The sequence below is a fragment of the Cupriavidus sp. 21MJTG02-4 genome, from assembly GCF_057798975.1.
Map to the genome: position 1 here is coordinate 14171 of NZ_JBYOJP010000014.1, position 15888 is coordinate 30058.

Sequence of the window (15888 nt, forward strand, 5' to 3'; positions counted from 1 at the left end):
GCCCTCACCGAGCCTCGAGGTTGGCGTTCATCTCGCCGCCCCAGAACTCCGGCGACCATTCCGGCCCCCAGACGTAAGGCAGCACCGACCAATCGCGGCTGGTCCACTGGTCGCTGATCTTGTCCATGTCGGCGTAGTACTCGACCCAGCTTCCCCACGGATCGCGCACGTACTGGAACAGGTTCGACGCCAGCGCGTGGCGGCCCGGACCGAAGCTGTCCTTGTAGCCGGCCTGCTGCATGCGCCACGCGCCAAAGCCGATGTCGTCGATGCCGCCGACCTGGAAGCTCGCGTGCTGGAAGCCGCGATGCGTGCTTTCGATCAGGCCGAAGCAGTGGTGGTCGATCACGCCCGTCCCGGCGGCGAGAAAGCTCACCTTGCCGATGGCGCGGTCGGCCACGCGCATGCCGAGCGTCTCGCACAGGAAACGCTCCGCGCTGGCCAGTTCCGGCGTGAAGATCAGCACGTGGCCGAGCTTCAGCGGCGGACGTCCGCGGCCCAGCTCCTGCCATGCCGCGATATCCACGCGCTCTCGCCAGCCCGCATCGTCCGGCCCCGCCGGTTGCTGCCGGCTCGCCCCGGGGACATGCGGGCTCAGGTTGATCCACGTGCCCCACGGGTCCTGAAACCAGAGCCCGTCGCGGTGGCCGCCCGGCGGCGCCTGTTCGTGGACCGCGAGCCCGGCGCGCGTCAGCCTGTCGATGAAGGCGCCGCGCTCCAGCGCATCGAAATAGAACGAGAGGTGATGCAGGCGCTTGCCCGTCGCCGCCGACAACACCAGCTCGTCGTTAGTGCGGCCAGGCGAAGACATCAGCACCGCATCGGGCAGCACCTGCGCCACTTCGAGGCCGAAGGTCTCGTAGAACGCCTGCGCGGCGGCAAGGTCTGGCACTTCCAGCCCGAAGCCGTTCAGGCCGAGCACTCTGGGTCCGCTCATCACTTGGAACTCCCTTGCGGCGCGCGCGCGCCGACGATGGATGCATAAAGGTCTTCGGCACGCCCCGGCGCGATCGGCACGATCGCGGCAACGTGGTCATCGGGGCGGATCAGCACCAGCGTGCCGTCCGGCACGCCCAGGCGCTCGCGCAACTGGTTGCCCACGTCGAGCAGCGCGCGGTCACGCAGTCCGGAGTCGTGCGGGGCGTCCCAGCGCGACACCACGTAGTGCCGCAGTGCCGGCGACGTGTTGTGCGGGATCTCCGGCTGGCGGCGCACGTCGGCGAAGTACAGCGCCAGGAAATTGCCGTCGACCAGGTCGTGGACCCTGACGGGACGGCCGGCCGGGCCATGCAGGATGAAATCCGGAATACGCTCGCCTACCCGCAGCGGCGGCGGCTCGGCTTCGGTGCGGATCATCGACCAGTCGCCTGTGCCGCCGATATCCAGACGCACGCCCAGCAAGGTGCGCGTATAGGCGTTGCCCCAGTCCTGCAGCGCCGCGCCAGGATTCGCATCACCCTGCATGGCCATGTGGTGGCGTGCAGCCTCTGCCATTTCTCCGGCGCCTTCGGACGCCACCGGGCGCTGTTCGCGTTCGTAGCCGTCGAGCAGGCTGCTGTCGGCCCAGCCGCGCAGCACCCATGCCAGCCGCCACGGCAGGTTGATGGCATCGAGCACGCCGGTGTTCAGGCCAAGCGCCCACATCGGCGTGATCAGGTGTGCCGCATCGCCCATCAGGAAGGCGCGGTCGCGCCGCCACTGGCGCGCGATGCGGTGATGCACGCGGTACGTCACCCGTCCGAGCAATTCCACGTTGTCGACGTTGCCGATGAAGCGCAGGACCTTGCTGCGCAGTTCTTCATCGGTGGGCTCGTCGACATCCTTGGCAAGCGGATACAGGAAGCGCCAGCAGTGCGGCTGCCGCACCAGGATCATCCACTCCTGCGCATCCGAGAAGTAGGCAAGGTATGGGTAGTCGCGCGGGTTGGCTACGTCGAGATCGACCTTGAGGTCCACCAGCATGTAGCGCACATCGAGCGACACGCCGTCCACCGGCACGCCGCATTGCGCGCGCACGGTACTGCGGCCGCCGTCGCAGGCCAGCAGGTAGCTGCCTTCGAAGCGCCGCATGCCTTGTGGGGTTTCGAACTCCGCCACCACGCCGTCGGTCTCGGACCGGAACGAGACCAGCCGGTGCTGCATCAGCAGGCGGCCCTGCGGCGCCTGCTGCACGGCATCGCGCAGGATTGGCTCCAGGTGATGCTGCGGCAGGTTGACGACGAACGGGTAGCGGGTTTCGTCGCGCAGCACGGCCGTGCGCACCGATGCGTGCGCGACGTTGGATTCGCGCTCGATTTCCCCGATCTCGTCCACGCGCAGTGCGCGCTCCAGCACGGCATCGGCCACGCCGTAGCGGCGAAACGCCTCCAGCGTACGGGTCAGGATGGTTCCGGCCTTGGTGTCCAGGGACAGGCTGGCGTCTTCCTCGAAGATCACGAACGGGATGCCGTAGTGCGCAAGGCCGAGAGCCGTGGTCAGGCCGACGGGACCGGCGCCCACGATCAGTACAGGTTGCATGGGTTGCTCTCCGGTGGAGGTCATGACGCGGCCCCAGCCTGTTCGGTGGCCGGATAGGCGTAGTCCCGGCTCAACATCGACGCGGTCATGGTGGCGGCATCCGACAACAGGAACATCAGCGGCCCGGCCACGTCTTCCGGCCTGCCCACGCCCAGCGTGGAGGCCCAGTGCGAGTCGTCGTTGCCGGCGTTGGCCTGGCGATACTGGGGCGTGTCGATCACGCCCGGCGCGATCAGGTTCACGCGTACCCGGTGCTGCGCGACTTCCTTGGCCACGCTCTTGACGAAGGCAATCAGCGCCGCCTTGCTGGCGGCATAGGAAGTCGATTGCGGCCAGCCGCTATGCGCAAGTCCCGACGAAAACGCCACGATGCTGCCGCGCCGGCGGCGGATCATGCCCGGCACTACCGCCTGGTAGCACCACACCACGCCGTCCAGGTTGATCCCCATGGTCCGGTGCCAGTCCTGCGGTTCGGTTTCGTGCACGGCCCGGCGCGGCTGCACCGCCGCGCCGCAGACCAGGCTGTCGATGCGGCCGTGTTCGGCCTCGATGGCTTGCATGGCTTGCATCACCGCGTCGCGGTCGCTCACATCGAGCCGGCGGAAGCGCACGCCCGGCGTGTCGGCCAGCAGCGCGGCCGCGGCGCGTTCATCCACATCGCAGACAATCACCGTCGCACCAGCCTGCGAGCAGGACCGTGCCAGTCCCGCGCCGATGCCGTTGGCGCCGCCCGTGATCACGACCACGTCGCCGCTCGCGTCAAAGGTCGCTTTCATGGCCGGCTCCTCATGTCCATCACGCTCGACCGTTGATACAGGTCGGCATCGGCCAGCCGGTTCACCAGTTCGCCCAGACCGGTCCCGCGCACGATCACCTCGTCGCCGGGCCGCAGGAACACCTGCGGGTCGCGCGCATTGCCGACGCCTGCCGGTGTGCCGGTAATGACGAGGTCGCCTGCCTGCAGCGTCATGCCGAACGAAAGCTCGGCAATCAGCTCCGGGATCGGAAAGGCCATCTGCGACACCGACGCGTCCTGCATCAGACGGCCATTGACCAGGCATTGCAGCCGCACCTCGTTCGGATCGATCTCGTCGGCCGTCACCAGGAAGGGGCCCAGCGGCATGGTGCCGTCGATGCTCTTGCCCTTGAGCCACTGGCCGCCGTGGCGCCGCTGCAGGTCACGTTGCGAGATATCGTTGGCCAGACAATAGCCCCACACATGCTGCATGGCCTTCGCCGCCGGGATGCTGCGGCCATCCTTGCCGATGACCAGCGCCAGTTCTGCCTCGTAGTCCCATTTCGCCGAGATGCGGGCATCGAAGGCGATGTCGTCACGCGGGCCGATGACGGTGTGCGGGCTCTTGGTGAAGAATGTCGGCGCCTCCGGGCGCGGCACATCCTGCCCCTCGCGCTTGCCCTCGCCTTCCGCGAAATGGTCCCAGTAGTTCCAGCCGACGCAGAGCACGTCGCGGCGCAGCCGTTGCAGTGGCGGCAGCAGGCGCAGTGCATTGAGCGCGCGCCGTGGCAACTTGCCGCCGCGCAGCGCGGCCGCAATGGCCTGCAGCGCGACGGCACCGCCCTCGATCACGTCGCGCAGGTCACCCATTGGGATGGGCAGCAGCGCCACGTTCTCGCCTTCGAGCACGCCAATGCGCGCCTGGCCGTCGCAGAGGAAACTTGCGAATCGCATGGTTGAGATTCCTGTACAGGTGGCTCAGGCGTCAGGCAGGACCGCGATGGCGCTGATCTCGAGCAGGTAGTCCGGCGAGACCAGCTTGCTGACCTCGACCATGGTCGAGGCCGGCAGCGGCACGTGGAAATACTCGCGGCGGACTTTATGGATGCGCTCGAAGTTCTCGATGTTGCGCACGTAGACATCGACACGGCAGATGTCCTCCAGCGTGCCGCCGGCGGCCTGCACCGCGGCCTTGAGGTTTTCGCACACCTGCCGCGTCTGCTCTTCCACGTCGCCGATGCCGGCGATGGTGCCGTCGGGGCGGCGCGCGGTCATGCCGGAGATGAACACCAGCTTGCCGCGCGCCTCGATGGCGGTCGCCTGGGAGAAATGGCCGTTGGGCTGGCGCAGTGCGTCGGAATGGATCTGAGTCTTCATGGTTGTGGCTCCGTGAGGTTGGCAATGGATGGCGGAATGGCCGCCGAGAGCGCGCGCGCCACGCCGACGATCTCCGTCAGCACCACGCGATCGACACGGCATGTGCTGCCGCGCTCGCGGCGGATGGCCCAGCCGATTTCGCCGGGGCTGTAGATGCGGTCGGTTCCTGGCGCCGGGCGTGAGTTGCGCACGCTGGCGGCGGCCTGGCTGACGGTGCTTGCGAAGGTGCCGGCATCGCCAAAATGCGTGACGTCGAGCGCCAGGAAGAAATGCGCGCAGTTGTAGGGCACGGCGCTATCGCCGTAGAGCGGGCGGACCGCCGCGCCGGTGCCGCCGCCGGACAGTCCGCCGCACAACATGTCGACCATGAAGGCAAGGCCGAATCCCTTCGGGCCGGCGGCCGGCAGCAGCATGCCGGCGAGCGCGGCCACCGCGTCGGTGGTGGGCACTCCGTGCGCATCGGTGGCCCAGCCCGCGGGTATCTCGCGGCCAGCCGCCGCGGCGAGCCGGACCTTGCCCATCGCGCTCGCGCTCATGGCCATGTCCAGCACCACCGGGATCTCGTCGGCGCCCGGCAAGGCGATGGCGAGCGGGTTATTGCCGACCACGCTCTGCGCACCGCCCGGGGCCGGCATCAGTGGCCGGGTGTTGGACATCACGATGCCGATGCAGCCGTCGCTGGCCAGCGCCTGCGCATACAGGCCGGCCGCGCCGAAGTGAAAGGCATTGCGAACCGCCACGGCGCCGATGCCGTGCGTGCCCGCCCGCTCGCGGGCCAGCGCCAGCGCCTGGAACGCCGACAACTGCCCCAGCATATTGGCCGCATCCAGCACCACGCAGGCGCCGTTGTCGCTGATCACCGTGGCCTGCGACGCCGTCGTCACGGAACCGCTGCGCAGGCGCTCTGCATACATGGACACCAGCATGACGCCGTGCGACGCAATGCCTTCCATGTCGGCATCGACGAGCGCGTCGGCCACGCGCACCGCATCGGCCTGGGCAACGCCGAGCCGCTCGAAGATCGCGCTCACGGCCGCGCTCAGTGCGTGCGCGTCGGCCGTGACATGCGTCGAAGGGGCGGGATGCGTGGACACGGCGGCCCCGGTCAGGTCAGTGGGCATCGCGCTCATCCGTGTACCAGCTCGGCTTCTGTGGATAGTGCGGACCGTCGTAGATCTCGACCACGATGGTTTCCTCATGGGCCAGCGTGGGACCGTGCACGTTCCCTTTCGGGTTCCAGTAGAAGGATCCCGGCGTCAGCACGACCTGCGTGGCGGTGTACTCGTAGCGGCCCTGCAGGCAGTACATGAACTGGTTCGACGCATGCGAATGCGGCACCGGAATCGATACGCCCTTCTCGAAGCGGTTCAGCGCGATGGATGCGCCGGTGGCGTCGTCGCGCCACAGCATCTTCTCGAACAGGCCGGGCAGCGACTTGGCGCGCCACGGCATGTCTTCACTACGCAGCAACACTTCGTCGAGTGGCGGTATGCCGGCCATGGGCGATGCTGGACTGGACGGGTTCACGATGTATCCTCCGGTGCTTTTATGGGTCGTTGGTGTTTGGGTGCCGCGGCTCAGAGCGCCAGCGATGCGGCCAGGCTGCCGCCGCCACAGACAAAGAGGTTCTGGCCGGTGATCCAGCCGCTCGCGGGATCGGCAAAGAACAGCACCGCGCGCGCCACGTCCTCCGGCAGCCCGAGGCGCCGCGCCGGCAGCGATGCGGCGAGCGCGCGCGCACGTTCGCCGTGCTCGGGGATATCGCGGGTCAGCATGCCGGTGACGGTGGGACCCGGCGACACGGTATTGACCGTAATGCCGGACGGGCCCAGTTCCAGCGCCCAGGTGCGCGTCATCGCGACCAGCGCCGCCTTGCTTGCGCCATACGCGGTACGGCCCGCCAGGCCGACGATGGCACGCGAGGCCACGTTGACGATGCGGCCGAAGTGGCGGGCCCGCATGCGCGGCAGGCACGCCTGCGCCAGCCGCATGGCGCAGCGCGCGTGCAGGTTCATCATCAGGTCGAACTCCTCGTCGTCGACGGCCTCCAGCAGGGTGTTGCGCACCACGCCGGCGTTGTTGACGAGGATGTCGATCTTGTCCTCCTGCGCGATCGCGGCCACCAACGCCGCGATGCCATCGGGCGTGGAAAGATCCGTCACACAGCTGCTCAGGCGCGGATGGATGTTTGCCATCGGCTTCAGGCCCGCGGCAATCACGCGTGCGCCCTGTGCCAGCAGCGCTTCCGATATGGCCAGCCCGATGCCGGCGCTGCCGCCGGTCACGAGCGCGGTGCGGCCTGCGAATGGCAATGCACGATCAATGGCTGAGGTCATGCTGCGTCTCCGTTCTGGTCTGTCTGCAGGCTGCGCACGCGCAGGACTCCGGCAGCGTTGTCTGCTTTCCGGTCCAGGCATACCGTCACGCGCGTGCCCGGCGGCAGCATGTCTTCGGCAAGAGCGAAGAGCGTTACGCCGGAATCCGTTCGCACGGTGGCCACATGCACCGGCAGCAGGTCCTGAAAAGCGGGCTCGAGCGTGCTGTGCAAGCGCGTCACGGCAAGCACCTCGGCCACACCGCTGTCGGGCCGGTAGTCGATGCGGCTATGCAGGCATTGGGGGCAGTACCGCTGCGGCGGGTAGAAACGGTGTCCGCACGCCGGGCAGTACGGCAGTGCCAGGCCGCCGGACGGCGTCGCTTCGGCCATGCTTTGCCAGGCGAGCGAACGGCTTTGCGGATGATGACTGCCGTGGCTCATGACGCGCTCCCTTCGATGATCGCGGCGCTGGTCGCGAGGCACCGGTCGTACACGGCCATGCCATAGCCGCTGGCAAGCCCGAACCTGGCGCCACGAACCTTGTTGGCGCCGGCCTGGCCGGTGACTTGCCGCAGCACCTCGACCAGGCCGAGATAGCCGCCAGCGGCGCCGGCCTGTCCGCAGCCAAGCTGGCCGCCGCTGGTGTTGTGCGGGAAATCGCCGTCGAAGCCGAGGTCATGCGTTTGTAGAAAGGCCGCCGCGGTACCCGGCTGGCAAAAGCCGAGCCCTTCCCATTGCAGAAACACCACTGCGGGGTAATCGTCGTAAGTGGCCAGCACATCGATGTCTTGCGGGCCAATGCCGGCCTGCCGATACAGGCGGTCGCGTTCCTGGCCCCAGCCGCTGCGCAGGATGTCATCGTCGTCGGCGTAAGCGTTGTGGCGCTCCACCACTGAACGGATGCGGGCGTACGGCAGGCCGAGATGGCGCGCGCGTTCGCGCGACATCACCAGAAAGCCCTCGGCGCCCGCGCATGGCATCACCAGGTCAAGCTTGTGCAGCGGCTCGGCGATCGGCCTGGAGGACAGGTAGTCCTCCATTGTGATGGGCGTACCGAGCAACGCATGCGGCACGGCGCTGGCATTGCGGCGCTGCCCCATGCACAGGCGGCCGAAGTCTTCCCGCGTGGCGCCGGTGGCGTCCATGTAGCGCTGGGTCAGGTACGCGAACGGCATGCTCGGGCCCGCCGCGCCGTACGGATACACGGCGTCGATGGCCGCCCACGAGAAGCGGCTGGCGATGCCGGTGAAGCCGCCGCGCGGGTTGGCGTCGGCGCCGATGCAGGCCACCACTTCGGCATCGCCCGCCTGCACCGCACGCGCCGCGCGCCGCAAGGCAATCACACCGCTGGCACCGCCGAATGGCACCGCTTCCAGCCAGCGCAGCGACAGGCCGAGAGCGCGCGAGAGGCTGGCCACCGGGTCGGGCGGCAGCGTGAAGCTGGACACCGCCAGGCCGTCGAGGCTGTCTTTTGCCAGGCCGGCACGCGTCAGCAGCTCACGCAGGCATTGCGCGACGTACCAGTCCGCCGGCTCCGTGCTGTAGCGTGCGTAGCCCGTGGTGACCGGCACCGCCAGCACGGCCTCGGTGTGTTCCTGTCTGGTATCCATGAGAGGCTCCTGATGCCGCATCAGGTACGCGCCGCCGGGCGCTTCTTCAGCGCGCGCAGGTCGTACGCCGCGCGCTCGCCGACCAGGCGGCGCATGGATTCCTTGAGCACGCCGCGCTGCAGCTTGTTGGATGCGGTCAGCGGCAACGCCGGCACGAAGGCGATGTATCCCGGCAGCTTGTAGTACGCGAGCCGCTCTGCCGCAGCCGCGAAAATCTCCAGCGCCAGCTCACGCGTGGGTGCGTGGCCGGGCACGAGCTCAAGGCATGCCATCACTTCCTCGCCCCGTGTCTCGTCGTCGACCGGGCCCACGCCAACGTTGCGCACCATGGGCAGCTGGTTGAGCACGGCCTCGATCTCCAGCGAGGCGATGTTCTCGCCGCTGCGGCGGATGATGCTTTTCTTGCGATCGACGAAATGCAGCGAGCCGTCGCTGCCGGCCTGCACGATGTCGCCGGTATGGAAGTAGCCGCCGGCCCAGGCGGCCTCGGTCAGCTCGGGCTGGTTGGCGTAGCCGGAGAAGAAGCCGGCGCACGGATCGGCGCCGGCGGCGCGCACGCGCAGTTCGCCGGCGGCGCCGGGCGGCACGTCTTCGCCCTGTTCGTCGACGATGCGGTATTCCACGTGGGGGGCGGGCCGGCCAAAGCAGCGGGTGCCGGGATGGCGCGGCTCCATATTGGCTGCGACGGCGCTGCCCGCCCCCACTTCGGTCATCGACCACGACTCGACCAGCGGAAAGCCGAAGCGCTCCTCGAACGCCGCATGATGTTTCGGATGCACGCCCGCACCGAAGCCGAACTTGACTGCATGCGCGCGCTCGCCGGTCTGCGGCGGGAACTGCAGCAGCATCGCGGGCATGACGCCGAGGTAGTGCACGATCGTCGCGCCGCTTTGCGCAACCGTCTGCCACCAACTGCCAGGGTGGAAACGGTCCAGCTGCACGATGCAGCCGCCACTCAGGATCATCGCCATCGACGAGCAGGCCAGTGCGTTCATATGCACCAGCGGCAGCGGCGTGATCAGGCGCTCCGCCCCGGCTTCGATCCGGCACAGCCCGCCCAGCGACAGGTACCAGCGGCCGAACTGCAGCATGTATTCGTTCGAGAGCATGCAGCCCTTGGGCAGGCCGGTGCTGCCCGACGTATAGACCAGCGCGCACTCGTCGTTGCCTGCCGCCGGCCTGCCCTGCGGCGTCGGCACCGACATACTGTCGGCGCCAAGGCGGCAGACCGGCGGCATCGGTACGCCAGTTGCCGCCAGCGCTGGCTCCAGCGGCTGCCAGCGGCAATCCAGCGCCACGACCATGGCTGCCGCGCTGTCGCGCAGCACATGCGCGATCTCCGCCGCGCTGCTTTCCGCATTGAGCGGTACCACCGACACGCCCAGGCCATTGAGAGCCAGCCAGCACAGGAAGAACTCGGCGCGGTTTTCCAGCATCAGCGCCACCCGGTGCCCACGGCACAGGCCGGCATCGCGGAACTCTGCTTCAAGTTCTCTCACGCGGTTGCCAGCGCAGCCATAGGTCCAGTCGACGGCCTGGCCGCCATAGTCCGCCGTGGCCTGCGCCGGAATATGCAGGAACGGGCGCCCCGGGTAACGGCAGCACGCTGCGTCGAACGCCGCGCGCACCGACCTGAGGTCGGTTGCGGATGTATCGCCTGCCTGCGTCGGCGACCCCTTTGTCGAGCCAATAGCCATTCTTGCTGCGCCCCGTTGTCGTTGCGGTTTGACGCCAGTCGGCATGTCGCCCGACTGATCTTGGCTGAATGCTAGAATCCAAATAACTTGAAGTCAAGCTATCAGTAGAAGAAAAACTTGAGATCAAGTATTCTTTGTCCCATGACTACGACTGACTATGTGGACCGATTCCTAGAGGAATGGCGGGCGGCCAGGCCGGATCTGGATTTGCAGCACGCGGACATGCTCATCCGGGTGATTCGCCTCGGCGGCATACTGGAGCGCGAACTGGGCCGGCTCTCTCAAGCCCATGGGATTTCCTCGGGCCAGTTCCAGGTCCTGGCGGCCTTGCGGCGGCGCTTTCCCCAGCGGGCGTCACCGTCGGACCTTAGCCGGATCGCCATCCTCACCACGGGAACCATGACCGTGCTGCTCGACCGCCTGGAGGACAAGGGACTGGTGCGCCGCCTGCCGGATCCAAACGATCGTCGGCGCCTCGAGGTGGAATTGACGGACCAGGGCAAGACTCTCATCGATCGCGCTCTCGACGAACGGGTCGCGCGGCTCAACGAACTGACGGCGATGATGAATCCGGAGGATTCCGGCGCGGCGGCGCACGCGCTGCGCCAGCTTCTGGCGGCAATCGACGATTCCGCCGCAAGCGGGAACTGACACGCCGGCTGCAGCGGCGGCGTTGCCTTTGTCACGGGTGGACCACCCTCGCGCGGGATTCAGTGCTACCATTCACCGACCGACCGGTCGGGTAATTAAAGCCGCCCGACGAGAACACCAAGGCAGGAGACAATCAATGCCCCCGATGTCCGCGCCCGCTGGCCAGCCGGTCAGCCTGGATTCCGGCCCCGTCTTGCTGACATGGCAAGGCAATGTAGCCGTCGTCACCCTGAACCGCCCCGACAAGCTCAACAGCTTTACCCGCGAGATGCACGGCGCGCTCCAGCAGGCGCTGAACCACGTGGAGGCAGGCGGCGCCCGCGCGCTGCTGCTGACTGGCGCCGGCCGCGGTTTCTGCGCCGGACAGGACCTGGCCGACCTGGACTTCACGCCCGGCAAGATGACAGACCTGGGCACACTGATCGACAGCTATTTCAATCCGCTCGTCCGCCGTCTGCAGGCCCTGCCGCTGCCGGTGATAGCCGCCGTGAACGGCACTGCGGCGGGCGCCGGCGCCAACCTGGCGCTGGCCTGCGACATGGTGCTGGCAGCGCGCTCGGCCAGCTTCATCCAGGCCTTCGTCAAGATCGGGCTAGTGCCCGATTCCGGCGGCACCTGGCTGCTGCCCAAGCGAATCGGCATGGCGCGCGCCATGGGCCTGGCCATGACCGGCGACAAGCTCACGGCCGAAGAGGCCGAGAAATGGGGCCTGGTCTGGGAGACCATGGACGATGCGCTGCTGCACGGGCAGGCGCTGGCACTCGCCACGCATCTGGCGGCCCAGCCCACGCGCGCGCTCGCGGCGATCAAGCGCGCCATGTATGCCAGCGGCAACTCGACGCTGGATGCGCAGCTCGACCTGGAGCGTGACCTGCAGCGCGAGCTGGGACAATCCGCCGACTATGCGGAAGGCGTCAATGCCTTCCTGGAAAAGCGCGCACCCAAGTTCACCGGCCGCTGACCGGCAGGCGCCAGTCGCCATCCGGCGCCGCCCTACCGAAAGACAGGAGATCCGCTTGACCAAGAATCCGCAGGCACTTGCCGAGGCGGCCGCCGCCGCCATGTACGAAGCCGATACCTGCAGCCGCTGGCTGGGCATCGTGGTGCAGGAAGTGCGGCCCGGCTACGCCCGCCTGACCATGCCGGTGCGTCCGGAATTCCTCAATGGTCATGGCATCTGCCACGGCGGCCTGATGTTTACACTGGCAGACTCCAGCTTCGCTTTCGCGTGCAATAGCCACAATATCAACACGGTGGCAGCGGGTTGCAGCATCGAGTTCCTGAAGCCCGTGCACGGCGGCGATGTGCTGACGGCCGAGGCCGCAGAGCAAACCCTGTCCGGCCGGCACGGCATCTACGATATCCGCGTGACCAATGCCGCCGGCGAAGCCGTGGCGATGTTCCGCGGCAAGTCGGCGCAGATCAAAGGACACGTGGTATCGCCGGACAGCGTCGCCTGAAGCCGCGCCGGGCATGCGACCGGCCCCCGCGCAAGACGATGTCATCGACAAGAACGCCCCCCTTGCAGGAGACGAGATGAGTACGCGCCTGACCGATCTTCCGCTCGAGCCCATCGAGACCGCCAGCCGCGCCGAACTGCAGGCGCTGCAGCTCGAACGCCTGAAGTGGTCGCTGCATCATGCCTACGAGCATTCCCCGGTCTACCGCCGCAAGTTCGACGAGGCCGGCGTGCATCCGGACCAGGTCCAGACGCTGGCGGACCTGGCGCGCTTCCCGTTCACGAGCAAGCAGGACCTGCGCGACAACTACCCGTTCGGCATGTTCGCCGTGCCCCAGGACCGCGTGGCGCGCGTGCATGCCTCGTCGGGCACCACGGGCAAGCCGACGGTGGTCGGCTATACGCTCAAGGACATCGACACCTGGGCCACCGTGATGGCGCGATCGATCCGCGCGGCCGGCGCCCGGCGCGGCGACAAGGTCCACATCAGCTACGGCTATGGCTTGTTCACCGGCGGCCTCGGAGCGCACTACGGCGTGGAAAAGGCTGGCCTCACGGCAATCCCGTTCGGTGGCGGGCAGACCGAGCGGCAGGTGCAGCTGATCCTGGATTTCAAGCCTGAGATCATCATGGTCACGCCGAGCTACATGCTGGCGATCGCCGATGAATTCGAGCGCCAGGGCATCGACCCGGCCACGACCTCGCTGCGCGTAGGGATCTTCGGCGCCGAGCCGTGGACGCCGGAAATGCGGCTAGCGATCGAAAAGCGCATGAACATCTCGGCGGTGGACATCTACGGCCTGTCCGAGGTGATGGGCCCGGGCGTTGCCAATGAATGTGCCGAGACCAAGGACGGCCCGACCATCTGGGAAGACCACTTCTACCCCGAGATCATCGACCCTGACACCGGCGCGGTGCTGCCCGATGGCGAATTCGGCGAGCTGGTGTTCACCTCGCTGACCAAGGAGGCGATGCCGGTGGTCCGCTACCGCACCCGCGACCTGACCCGGCTGCTGCCGGGCACGGCGCGCGCGGCGTTCCGGCGCATGGAAAAGGTCACCGGCCGCACCGACGACATGATGATCGTTCGCGGCGTGAACGTGTTCCCGTCGCAGATCGAGGAGCTGATCCTGAAGCGCGCGGAACTGGCGCCGCACTACCAGTGCGTGCTGACACGCGAAGGTCCGATGGACAACCTGACGGTGCGCGTGGAATGCGCCCACGGCGGCGACCCGGCGACCGCACAAGCCGCGCGCGACGCGCTGGCCCACGATATCAAGGCGTATATCGGCGTCAGCGCCGGCATCGAGGTGCTGCCGACCGGCGGCATCGAGCGCTCGGTCGGCAAGGCAAGGCGAATCGTCGACCAGCGCCCGCGCTAGGCACTATGTCCGCGCGCGTCAGCTGCGCGGCATCAGCACCCACATCCGGCCGCCCTGCTTCATGCGGCCGGCGGTCTCGCCCGCCGCATCGCCGGCACCCCAGAAGAAATCCGCGCGCACGCCGCCCTTGATGGCGCTGCCGGTATCCTGCGCGAACATCAGCCGCTCGATCGGTTCGGTCGACAGTGGACGCGTGGTCGACAGGAACACCGGAACGCCCAGCGGGATGGTGGCCGGATCAACCGCGATCGAGCGCTCCGCCGTCAGCGGCACGCCCAGCGCGCCGACCGGGCCGTCATTGGTCGGCGGCAGTTCGCGGAAGAACACGAAACGCGGATTCACATTGAGCATCTCTTCGACGCGCGACGGGTTGGCACGCGCCCACGCCTTGATGCCTTGCATGGTGGCCTGCGCCGGCGTGATCTCGCCGCGGTCGAGCAGCCATTTGCCGAACGAGCGGAACGGCTGGTCATTGGTGCCGCCAAAGCCCACCCGCATCAGGGTACCGTTGGGCAGCCGGATACGGCCAGAACCCTGGATCTGCAGGAAAGCGGCCTCCACTGCGTCGTCCACCCACACCAGTTCGTTGCCGCGCATGGACGGGTTCTGCAGCAGCTCGGCCCGCGCGGGCAGCGCCCGGCCGGCCATCTGCGCCGGCTTGCGGTACAGCGGAATCTGGAACTGGCCCTGGCGCGTGCGCGAACCATGCAGGATGGGTTCGTAGTAGCCGGTGATCAGGCCGCTGTCGGAGCCGTCGCCGTTGATGACGCGGAACGGCTGGAAATTGGTTTCGAAGTAGGCGCGCATGGCGACGAGGTCGCCGGCGTCGACCATCAGGCCCGCGGCGCAGGCGCGGCCCCATTCGGCGCGCTTCTTCAGCGCCTGGCAGCTGGCTTGCAGCGCGGGCCAGGCGGCGCGCATGTCATCCTGGCTCCAGCCGTTGATTTCGTTCCAGTTCGCGGCCTGCAAACGGCCCTTCTGCGTGCCCGGGGTCGGGGCGGTCGTGCCGGGCGTGCCGCCGGTCTCGATGCGCGGCGGCGGCCCGCTCATGCAGCCGGCCAGCAGCGCGGCGCCAGCAGCCAGCGCGACCCAGCCGCGCCATGGCACGCTGGCTTGGGGCCTGTCCTTCGGTCGCGGGTACGCGGAATAGAAATGCGGAATTGCCATCTTGTCAGTTCGTATTGTCCAGCGCCGCCGCGCATGCATCGGGGCCGATGCCCTACAATGCCCGGCGTCAATCGTCACCGTTGCGGCGCCCGTAAAGGCCGCCCGCCGTCCCGATCATGTCCGAGTTCCTTGAAGCCCACCCGATGCTGTTGTTCGCGGCCGAAGCCGGCGTGGCGCTGTTGCTGCTGATCTTCATCGTGGTCTGGACCATGGGCACGGCGAAGAAGAACCCGCGCCCGTCCCGTGCCCCCGCCGACCACCCGTCGCGCCAGGGCCAGGATCAAAACCAAAAGCCGGCGCAGGATCAGGACAGCCAGCCGCGCCAGTAGGTTCCCGGCGCACGCATGACGGGGTGATGCGATTCAGTTCAGTGCAGCATGCGCGGCAGCACCAGAGCGAATTCGGGAATCGGCACCTCGAAGCGGTGGCCGTCCTCGGCCACGCAGAAGTACTCGCCCTTCATCGACCCGACTGGCGTCGAGATGGTGGCCCAGCTCGTGTACTCGAAATGCTCGCCCGGCTTGAGCAGCGGCTGGTGGCCAACCACACCCAGGCCCGCGACTTCCTGCGAGGCATTGTCGCTGTCGGTGATGATCCAGTGGCGCGAGATCAGCTGCGCGGCGACTTCGCCGGTATTGTGGATCGTGATGGTGTAGGCGAAGGCATGGCGCCCACGTTCGGGGTCGGACTGGTCGGGCAGGTACTGGGTACGTACCGCCACGGAAAAAGCGTACTCGCTCATTTGTCTGCGGAATCCGGCTCAAGGGTAGGCGCATTGTGCGGCAAGGCTCCGGTAGCGGCAAGTGCGAAGCCAGGCTCGGCCCCGTGGCGCCGACAGGCGTAAAATACGCGCCATTCGCCGGCCGGCAGTCCCCGGATCGCCCCGCGGGAACCCGATTTGAGCCTGATTTTGAGCCCGAATTTGAGCCTACTCCGCCCGATTCCGCCGCGCCGCCACCCTACTGTCCCCATTTT

The 15888-nt window shown here is 67.8% G+C and carries 18 protein-coding genes; 5 read left to right on the plus strand and 13 right to left on the minus strand.

Annotated features, from left to right (window positions below; genetic code table 11):
• Window positions 1-4: 4 nt before the first annotated feature.
• The 11 genes from AC3FKH_RS24375 to AC3FKH_RS24425 are packed head-to-tail and all read right to left on the minus strand — an operon-like array spanning window position 5 to window position 10254.
• Window positions 5-937 (minus strand): VOC family protein, encoded by a 933-nt coding sequence (locus AC3FKH_RS24375; RefSeq protein ID WP_488678362.1) that lies wholly within the window; start codon window positions 935-937, stop codon window positions 5-7.
• On the minus strand, window positions 937-2517 hold the full coding sequence (locus tag AC3FKH_RS24380) for an FAD-dependent monooxygenase (RefSeq protein ID WP_488678363.1): 1581 nt from the start codon (window positions 2515-2517) through the stop codon (window positions 937-939). Before AC3FKH_RS24380 ends, AC3FKH_RS24375 begins: the two co-directional genes overlap by 1 nt.
• A 20-nt stretch (window positions 2518-2537) precedes the next feature.
• Complete coding sequence (locus AC3FKH_RS24385; RefSeq protein ID WP_488678364.1) at window positions 2538-3293, minus strand: SDR family NAD(P)-dependent oxidoreductase; 756 nt, start codon at window positions 3291-3293, stop codon at window positions 2538-2540.
• Window positions 3290-4207: a fumarylacetoacetate hydrolase family protein gene (locus tag AC3FKH_RS24390; protein WP_488678365.1), complete on the minus strand. Its 918-nt coding sequence runs from the start codon at window positions 4205-4207 to the stop codon at window positions 3290-3292. The genes AC3FKH_RS24385 and AC3FKH_RS24390 overlap by 4 nt, the downstream gene beginning before the upstream one ends.
• A gap of 24 nt (window positions 4208-4231) precedes the next feature.
• On the minus strand, window positions 4232-4630 hold the full coding sequence (locus AC3FKH_RS24395) for a RidA family protein (protein ID WP_488678366.1): 399 nt from the start codon (window positions 4628-4630) through the stop codon (window positions 4232-4234).
• Complete coding sequence (locus tag AC3FKH_RS24400; RefSeq protein WP_488678367.1) at window positions 4627-5751, minus strand: Ldh family oxidoreductase; 1125 nt, start codon at window positions 5749-5751, stop codon at window positions 4627-4629. Before AC3FKH_RS24400 ends, AC3FKH_RS24395 begins: the two co-directional genes overlap by 4 nt.
• Window positions 5741-6274, minus strand: coding sequence for a cupin domain-containing protein (locus tag AC3FKH_RS24405; RefSeq protein ID WP_488678483.1), 534 nt, complete (start codon window positions 6272-6274; stop codon window positions 5741-5743). Before AC3FKH_RS24405 ends, AC3FKH_RS24400 begins: the two co-directional genes overlap by 11 nt.
• Window positions 6208-6966, minus strand: coding sequence for an SDR family NAD(P)-dependent oxidoreductase (locus tag AC3FKH_RS24410; protein ID WP_488678368.1), 759 nt, complete (start codon window positions 6964-6966; stop codon window positions 6208-6210). Before AC3FKH_RS24410 ends, AC3FKH_RS24405 begins: the two co-directional genes overlap by 67 nt.
• The gene (locus tag AC3FKH_RS24415) at window positions 6963-7388 is read right to left on the minus strand and encodes a Zn-ribbon domain-containing OB-fold protein (protein ID WP_488678369.1); all 426 of its coding nucleotides are present in this window, start codon (window positions 7386-7388) and stop codon (window positions 6963-6965) included. Before AC3FKH_RS24415 ends, AC3FKH_RS24410 begins: the two co-directional genes overlap by 4 nt.
• A complete protein-coding gene (locus AC3FKH_RS24420; protein WP_488678370.1) occupies window positions 7385-8557 on the minus strand; it encodes a thiolase family protein in 1173 nt (390 codons plus the stop codon). The genes AC3FKH_RS24415 and AC3FKH_RS24420 overlap by 4 nt, the downstream gene beginning before the upstream one ends.
• A 20-nt stretch (window positions 8558-8577) precedes the next feature.
• Window positions 8578-10254: an AMP-binding protein gene (locus tag AC3FKH_RS24425; protein ID WP_488678371.1), complete on the minus strand. Its 1677-nt coding sequence runs from the start codon at window positions 10252-10254 to the stop codon at window positions 8578-8580.
• A gap of 141 nt (window positions 10255-10395) precedes the next feature.
• Here AC3FKH_RS24425 and AC3FKH_RS24430 point away from each other — a divergent pair, with 141 nt between their 5' ends.
• The 4 genes from AC3FKH_RS24430 (at window position 10396) to paaK (ending at window position 13746) form a co-directional block, all read left to right on the plus strand.
• Window positions 10396-10905: a MarR family winged helix-turn-helix transcriptional regulator gene (locus tag AC3FKH_RS24430; protein WP_488678372.1), complete on the plus strand. Its 510-nt coding sequence runs from the start codon at window positions 10396-10398 to the stop codon at window positions 10903-10905.
• A 136-nt stretch (window positions 10906-11041) separates the two neighbouring features.
• The gene (gene paaG / locus AC3FKH_RS24435) at window positions 11042-11866 is read left to right on the plus strand and encodes a 2-(1,2-epoxy-1,2-dihydrophenyl)acetyl-CoA isomerase PaaG (protein WP_488678373.1); all 825 of its coding nucleotides are present in this window, start codon (window positions 11042-11044) and stop codon (window positions 11864-11866) included.
• Between the two features lie 55 nt (window positions 11867-11921).
• A complete protein-coding gene (gene paaI, locus AC3FKH_RS24440; RefSeq protein ID WP_488678374.1) occupies window positions 11922-12365 on the plus strand; it encodes a hydroxyphenylacetyl-CoA thioesterase PaaI in 444 nt (147 codons plus the stop codon).
• Window positions 12366-12441: 76 nt separating this feature from the next.
• On the plus strand, window positions 12442-13746 hold the full coding sequence (paaK, locus tag AC3FKH_RS24445; protein ID WP_488678375.1) for a phenylacetate--CoA ligase PaaK: 1305 nt from the start codon (window positions 12442-12444) through the stop codon (window positions 13744-13746).
• 18 nt (window positions 13747-13764) lie between these two features.
• Here the strand turns inward: paaK and mltA are convergent, their stop codons facing one another.
• Window positions 13765-14913, minus strand: a complete 1149-nt coding sequence (mltA, locus tag AC3FKH_RS24450) for a murein transglycosylase A (protein WP_488678376.1) — start codon at window positions 14911-14913, stop codon at window positions 13765-13767.
• Window positions 14914-15029: 116 nt separating this feature from the next.
• On the opposite strand from mltA, the gene AC3FKH_RS24455 reads away from it, so the two are divergent.
• Complete coding sequence (locus tag AC3FKH_RS24455) at window positions 15030-15242, plus strand: hypothetical protein (protein WP_483730481.1); 213 nt, start codon at window positions 15030-15032, stop codon at window positions 15240-15242.
• A 38-nt stretch (window positions 15243-15280) separates the two neighbouring features.
• On the opposite strand, the gene apaG is transcribed toward AC3FKH_RS24455, so the two are convergent.
• Window positions 15281-15655: a Co2+/Mg2+ efflux protein ApaG gene (gene apaG, locus AC3FKH_RS24460; protein WP_483730482.1), complete on the minus strand. Its 375-nt coding sequence runs from the start codon at window positions 15653-15655 to the stop codon at window positions 15281-15283.
• Window positions 15656-15888 lie beyond the last annotated feature (233 nt).

Excerpts from the sequence above, each read along its gene's own strand:
- AC3FKH_RS24385 (WP_488678364.1), bottom strand. The coding sequence starts at position 3,293 with ATGAAAGCGACCTTTGACGCGAGCGGCGACGTGGTCGTGATCACGGGC.
- mltA (WP_488678376.1), bottom strand. The coding sequence starts at position 14,913 with ATGGCAATTCCGCATTTCTATTCCGCGTACCCGCGACCGAAGGACAGG.
- AC3FKH_RS24455 (WP_483730481.1), top strand. The coding sequence starts at position 15,030 with ATGTCCGAGTTCCTTGAAGCCCACCCGATGCTGTTGTTCGCGGCCGAA.
- AC3FKH_RS24430 (WP_488678372.1), top strand. The coding sequence starts at position 10,396 with ATGACTACGACTGACTATGTGGACCGATTCCTAGAGGAATGGCGGGCG.
- AC3FKH_RS24410 (WP_488678368.1), bottom strand. The coding sequence starts at position 6,966 with ATGACCTCAGCCATTGATCGTGCATTGCCATTCGCAGGCCGCACCGCG.
- AC3FKH_RS24390 (WP_488678365.1), bottom strand. The coding sequence starts at position 4,207 with ATGCGATTCGCAAGTTTCCTCTGCGACGGCCAGGCGCGCATTGGCGTG.
- AC3FKH_RS24400 (WP_488678367.1), bottom strand. The coding sequence starts at position 5,751 with ATGCCCACTGACCTGACCGGGGCCGCCGTGTCCACGCATCCCGCCCCT.
- AC3FKH_RS24375 (WP_488678362.1), bottom strand. The coding sequence starts at position 937 with ATGAGCGGACCCAGAGTGCTCGGCCTGAACGGCTTCGGGCTGGAAGTG.
- paaG (WP_488678373.1), top strand. The coding sequence starts at position 11,042 with ATGCCCCCGATGTCCGCGCCCGCTGGCCAGCCGGTCAGCCTGGATTCC.
- AC3FKH_RS24425 (WP_488678371.1), bottom strand. The coding sequence starts at position 10,254 with ATGGCTATTGGCTCGACAAAGGGGTCGCCGACGCAGGCAGGCGATACA.
- apaG (WP_483730482.1), bottom strand. The coding sequence starts at position 15,655 with ATGAGCGAGTACGCTTTTTCCGTGGCGGTACGTACCCAGTACCTGCCC.
- AC3FKH_RS24420 (WP_488678370.1), bottom strand. The coding sequence starts at position 8,557 with ATGGATACCAGACAGGAACACACCGAGGCCGTGCTGGCGGTGCCGGTC.
- AC3FKH_RS24395 (WP_488678366.1), bottom strand. The coding sequence starts at position 4,630 with ATGAAGACTCAGATCCATTCCGACGCACTGCGCCAGCCCAACGGCCAT.
- AC3FKH_RS24415 (WP_488678369.1), bottom strand. The coding sequence starts at position 7,388 with ATGAGCCACGGCAGTCATCATCCGCAAAGCCGTTCGCTCGCCTGGCAA.
- AC3FKH_RS24380 (WP_488678363.1), bottom strand. The coding sequence starts at position 2,517 with ATGCAACCTGTACTGATCGTGGGCGCCGGTCCCGTCGGCCTGACCACG.
- paaK (WP_488678375.1), top strand. The coding sequence starts at position 12,442 with ATGAGTACGCGCCTGACCGATCTTCCGCTCGAGCCCATCGAGACCGCC.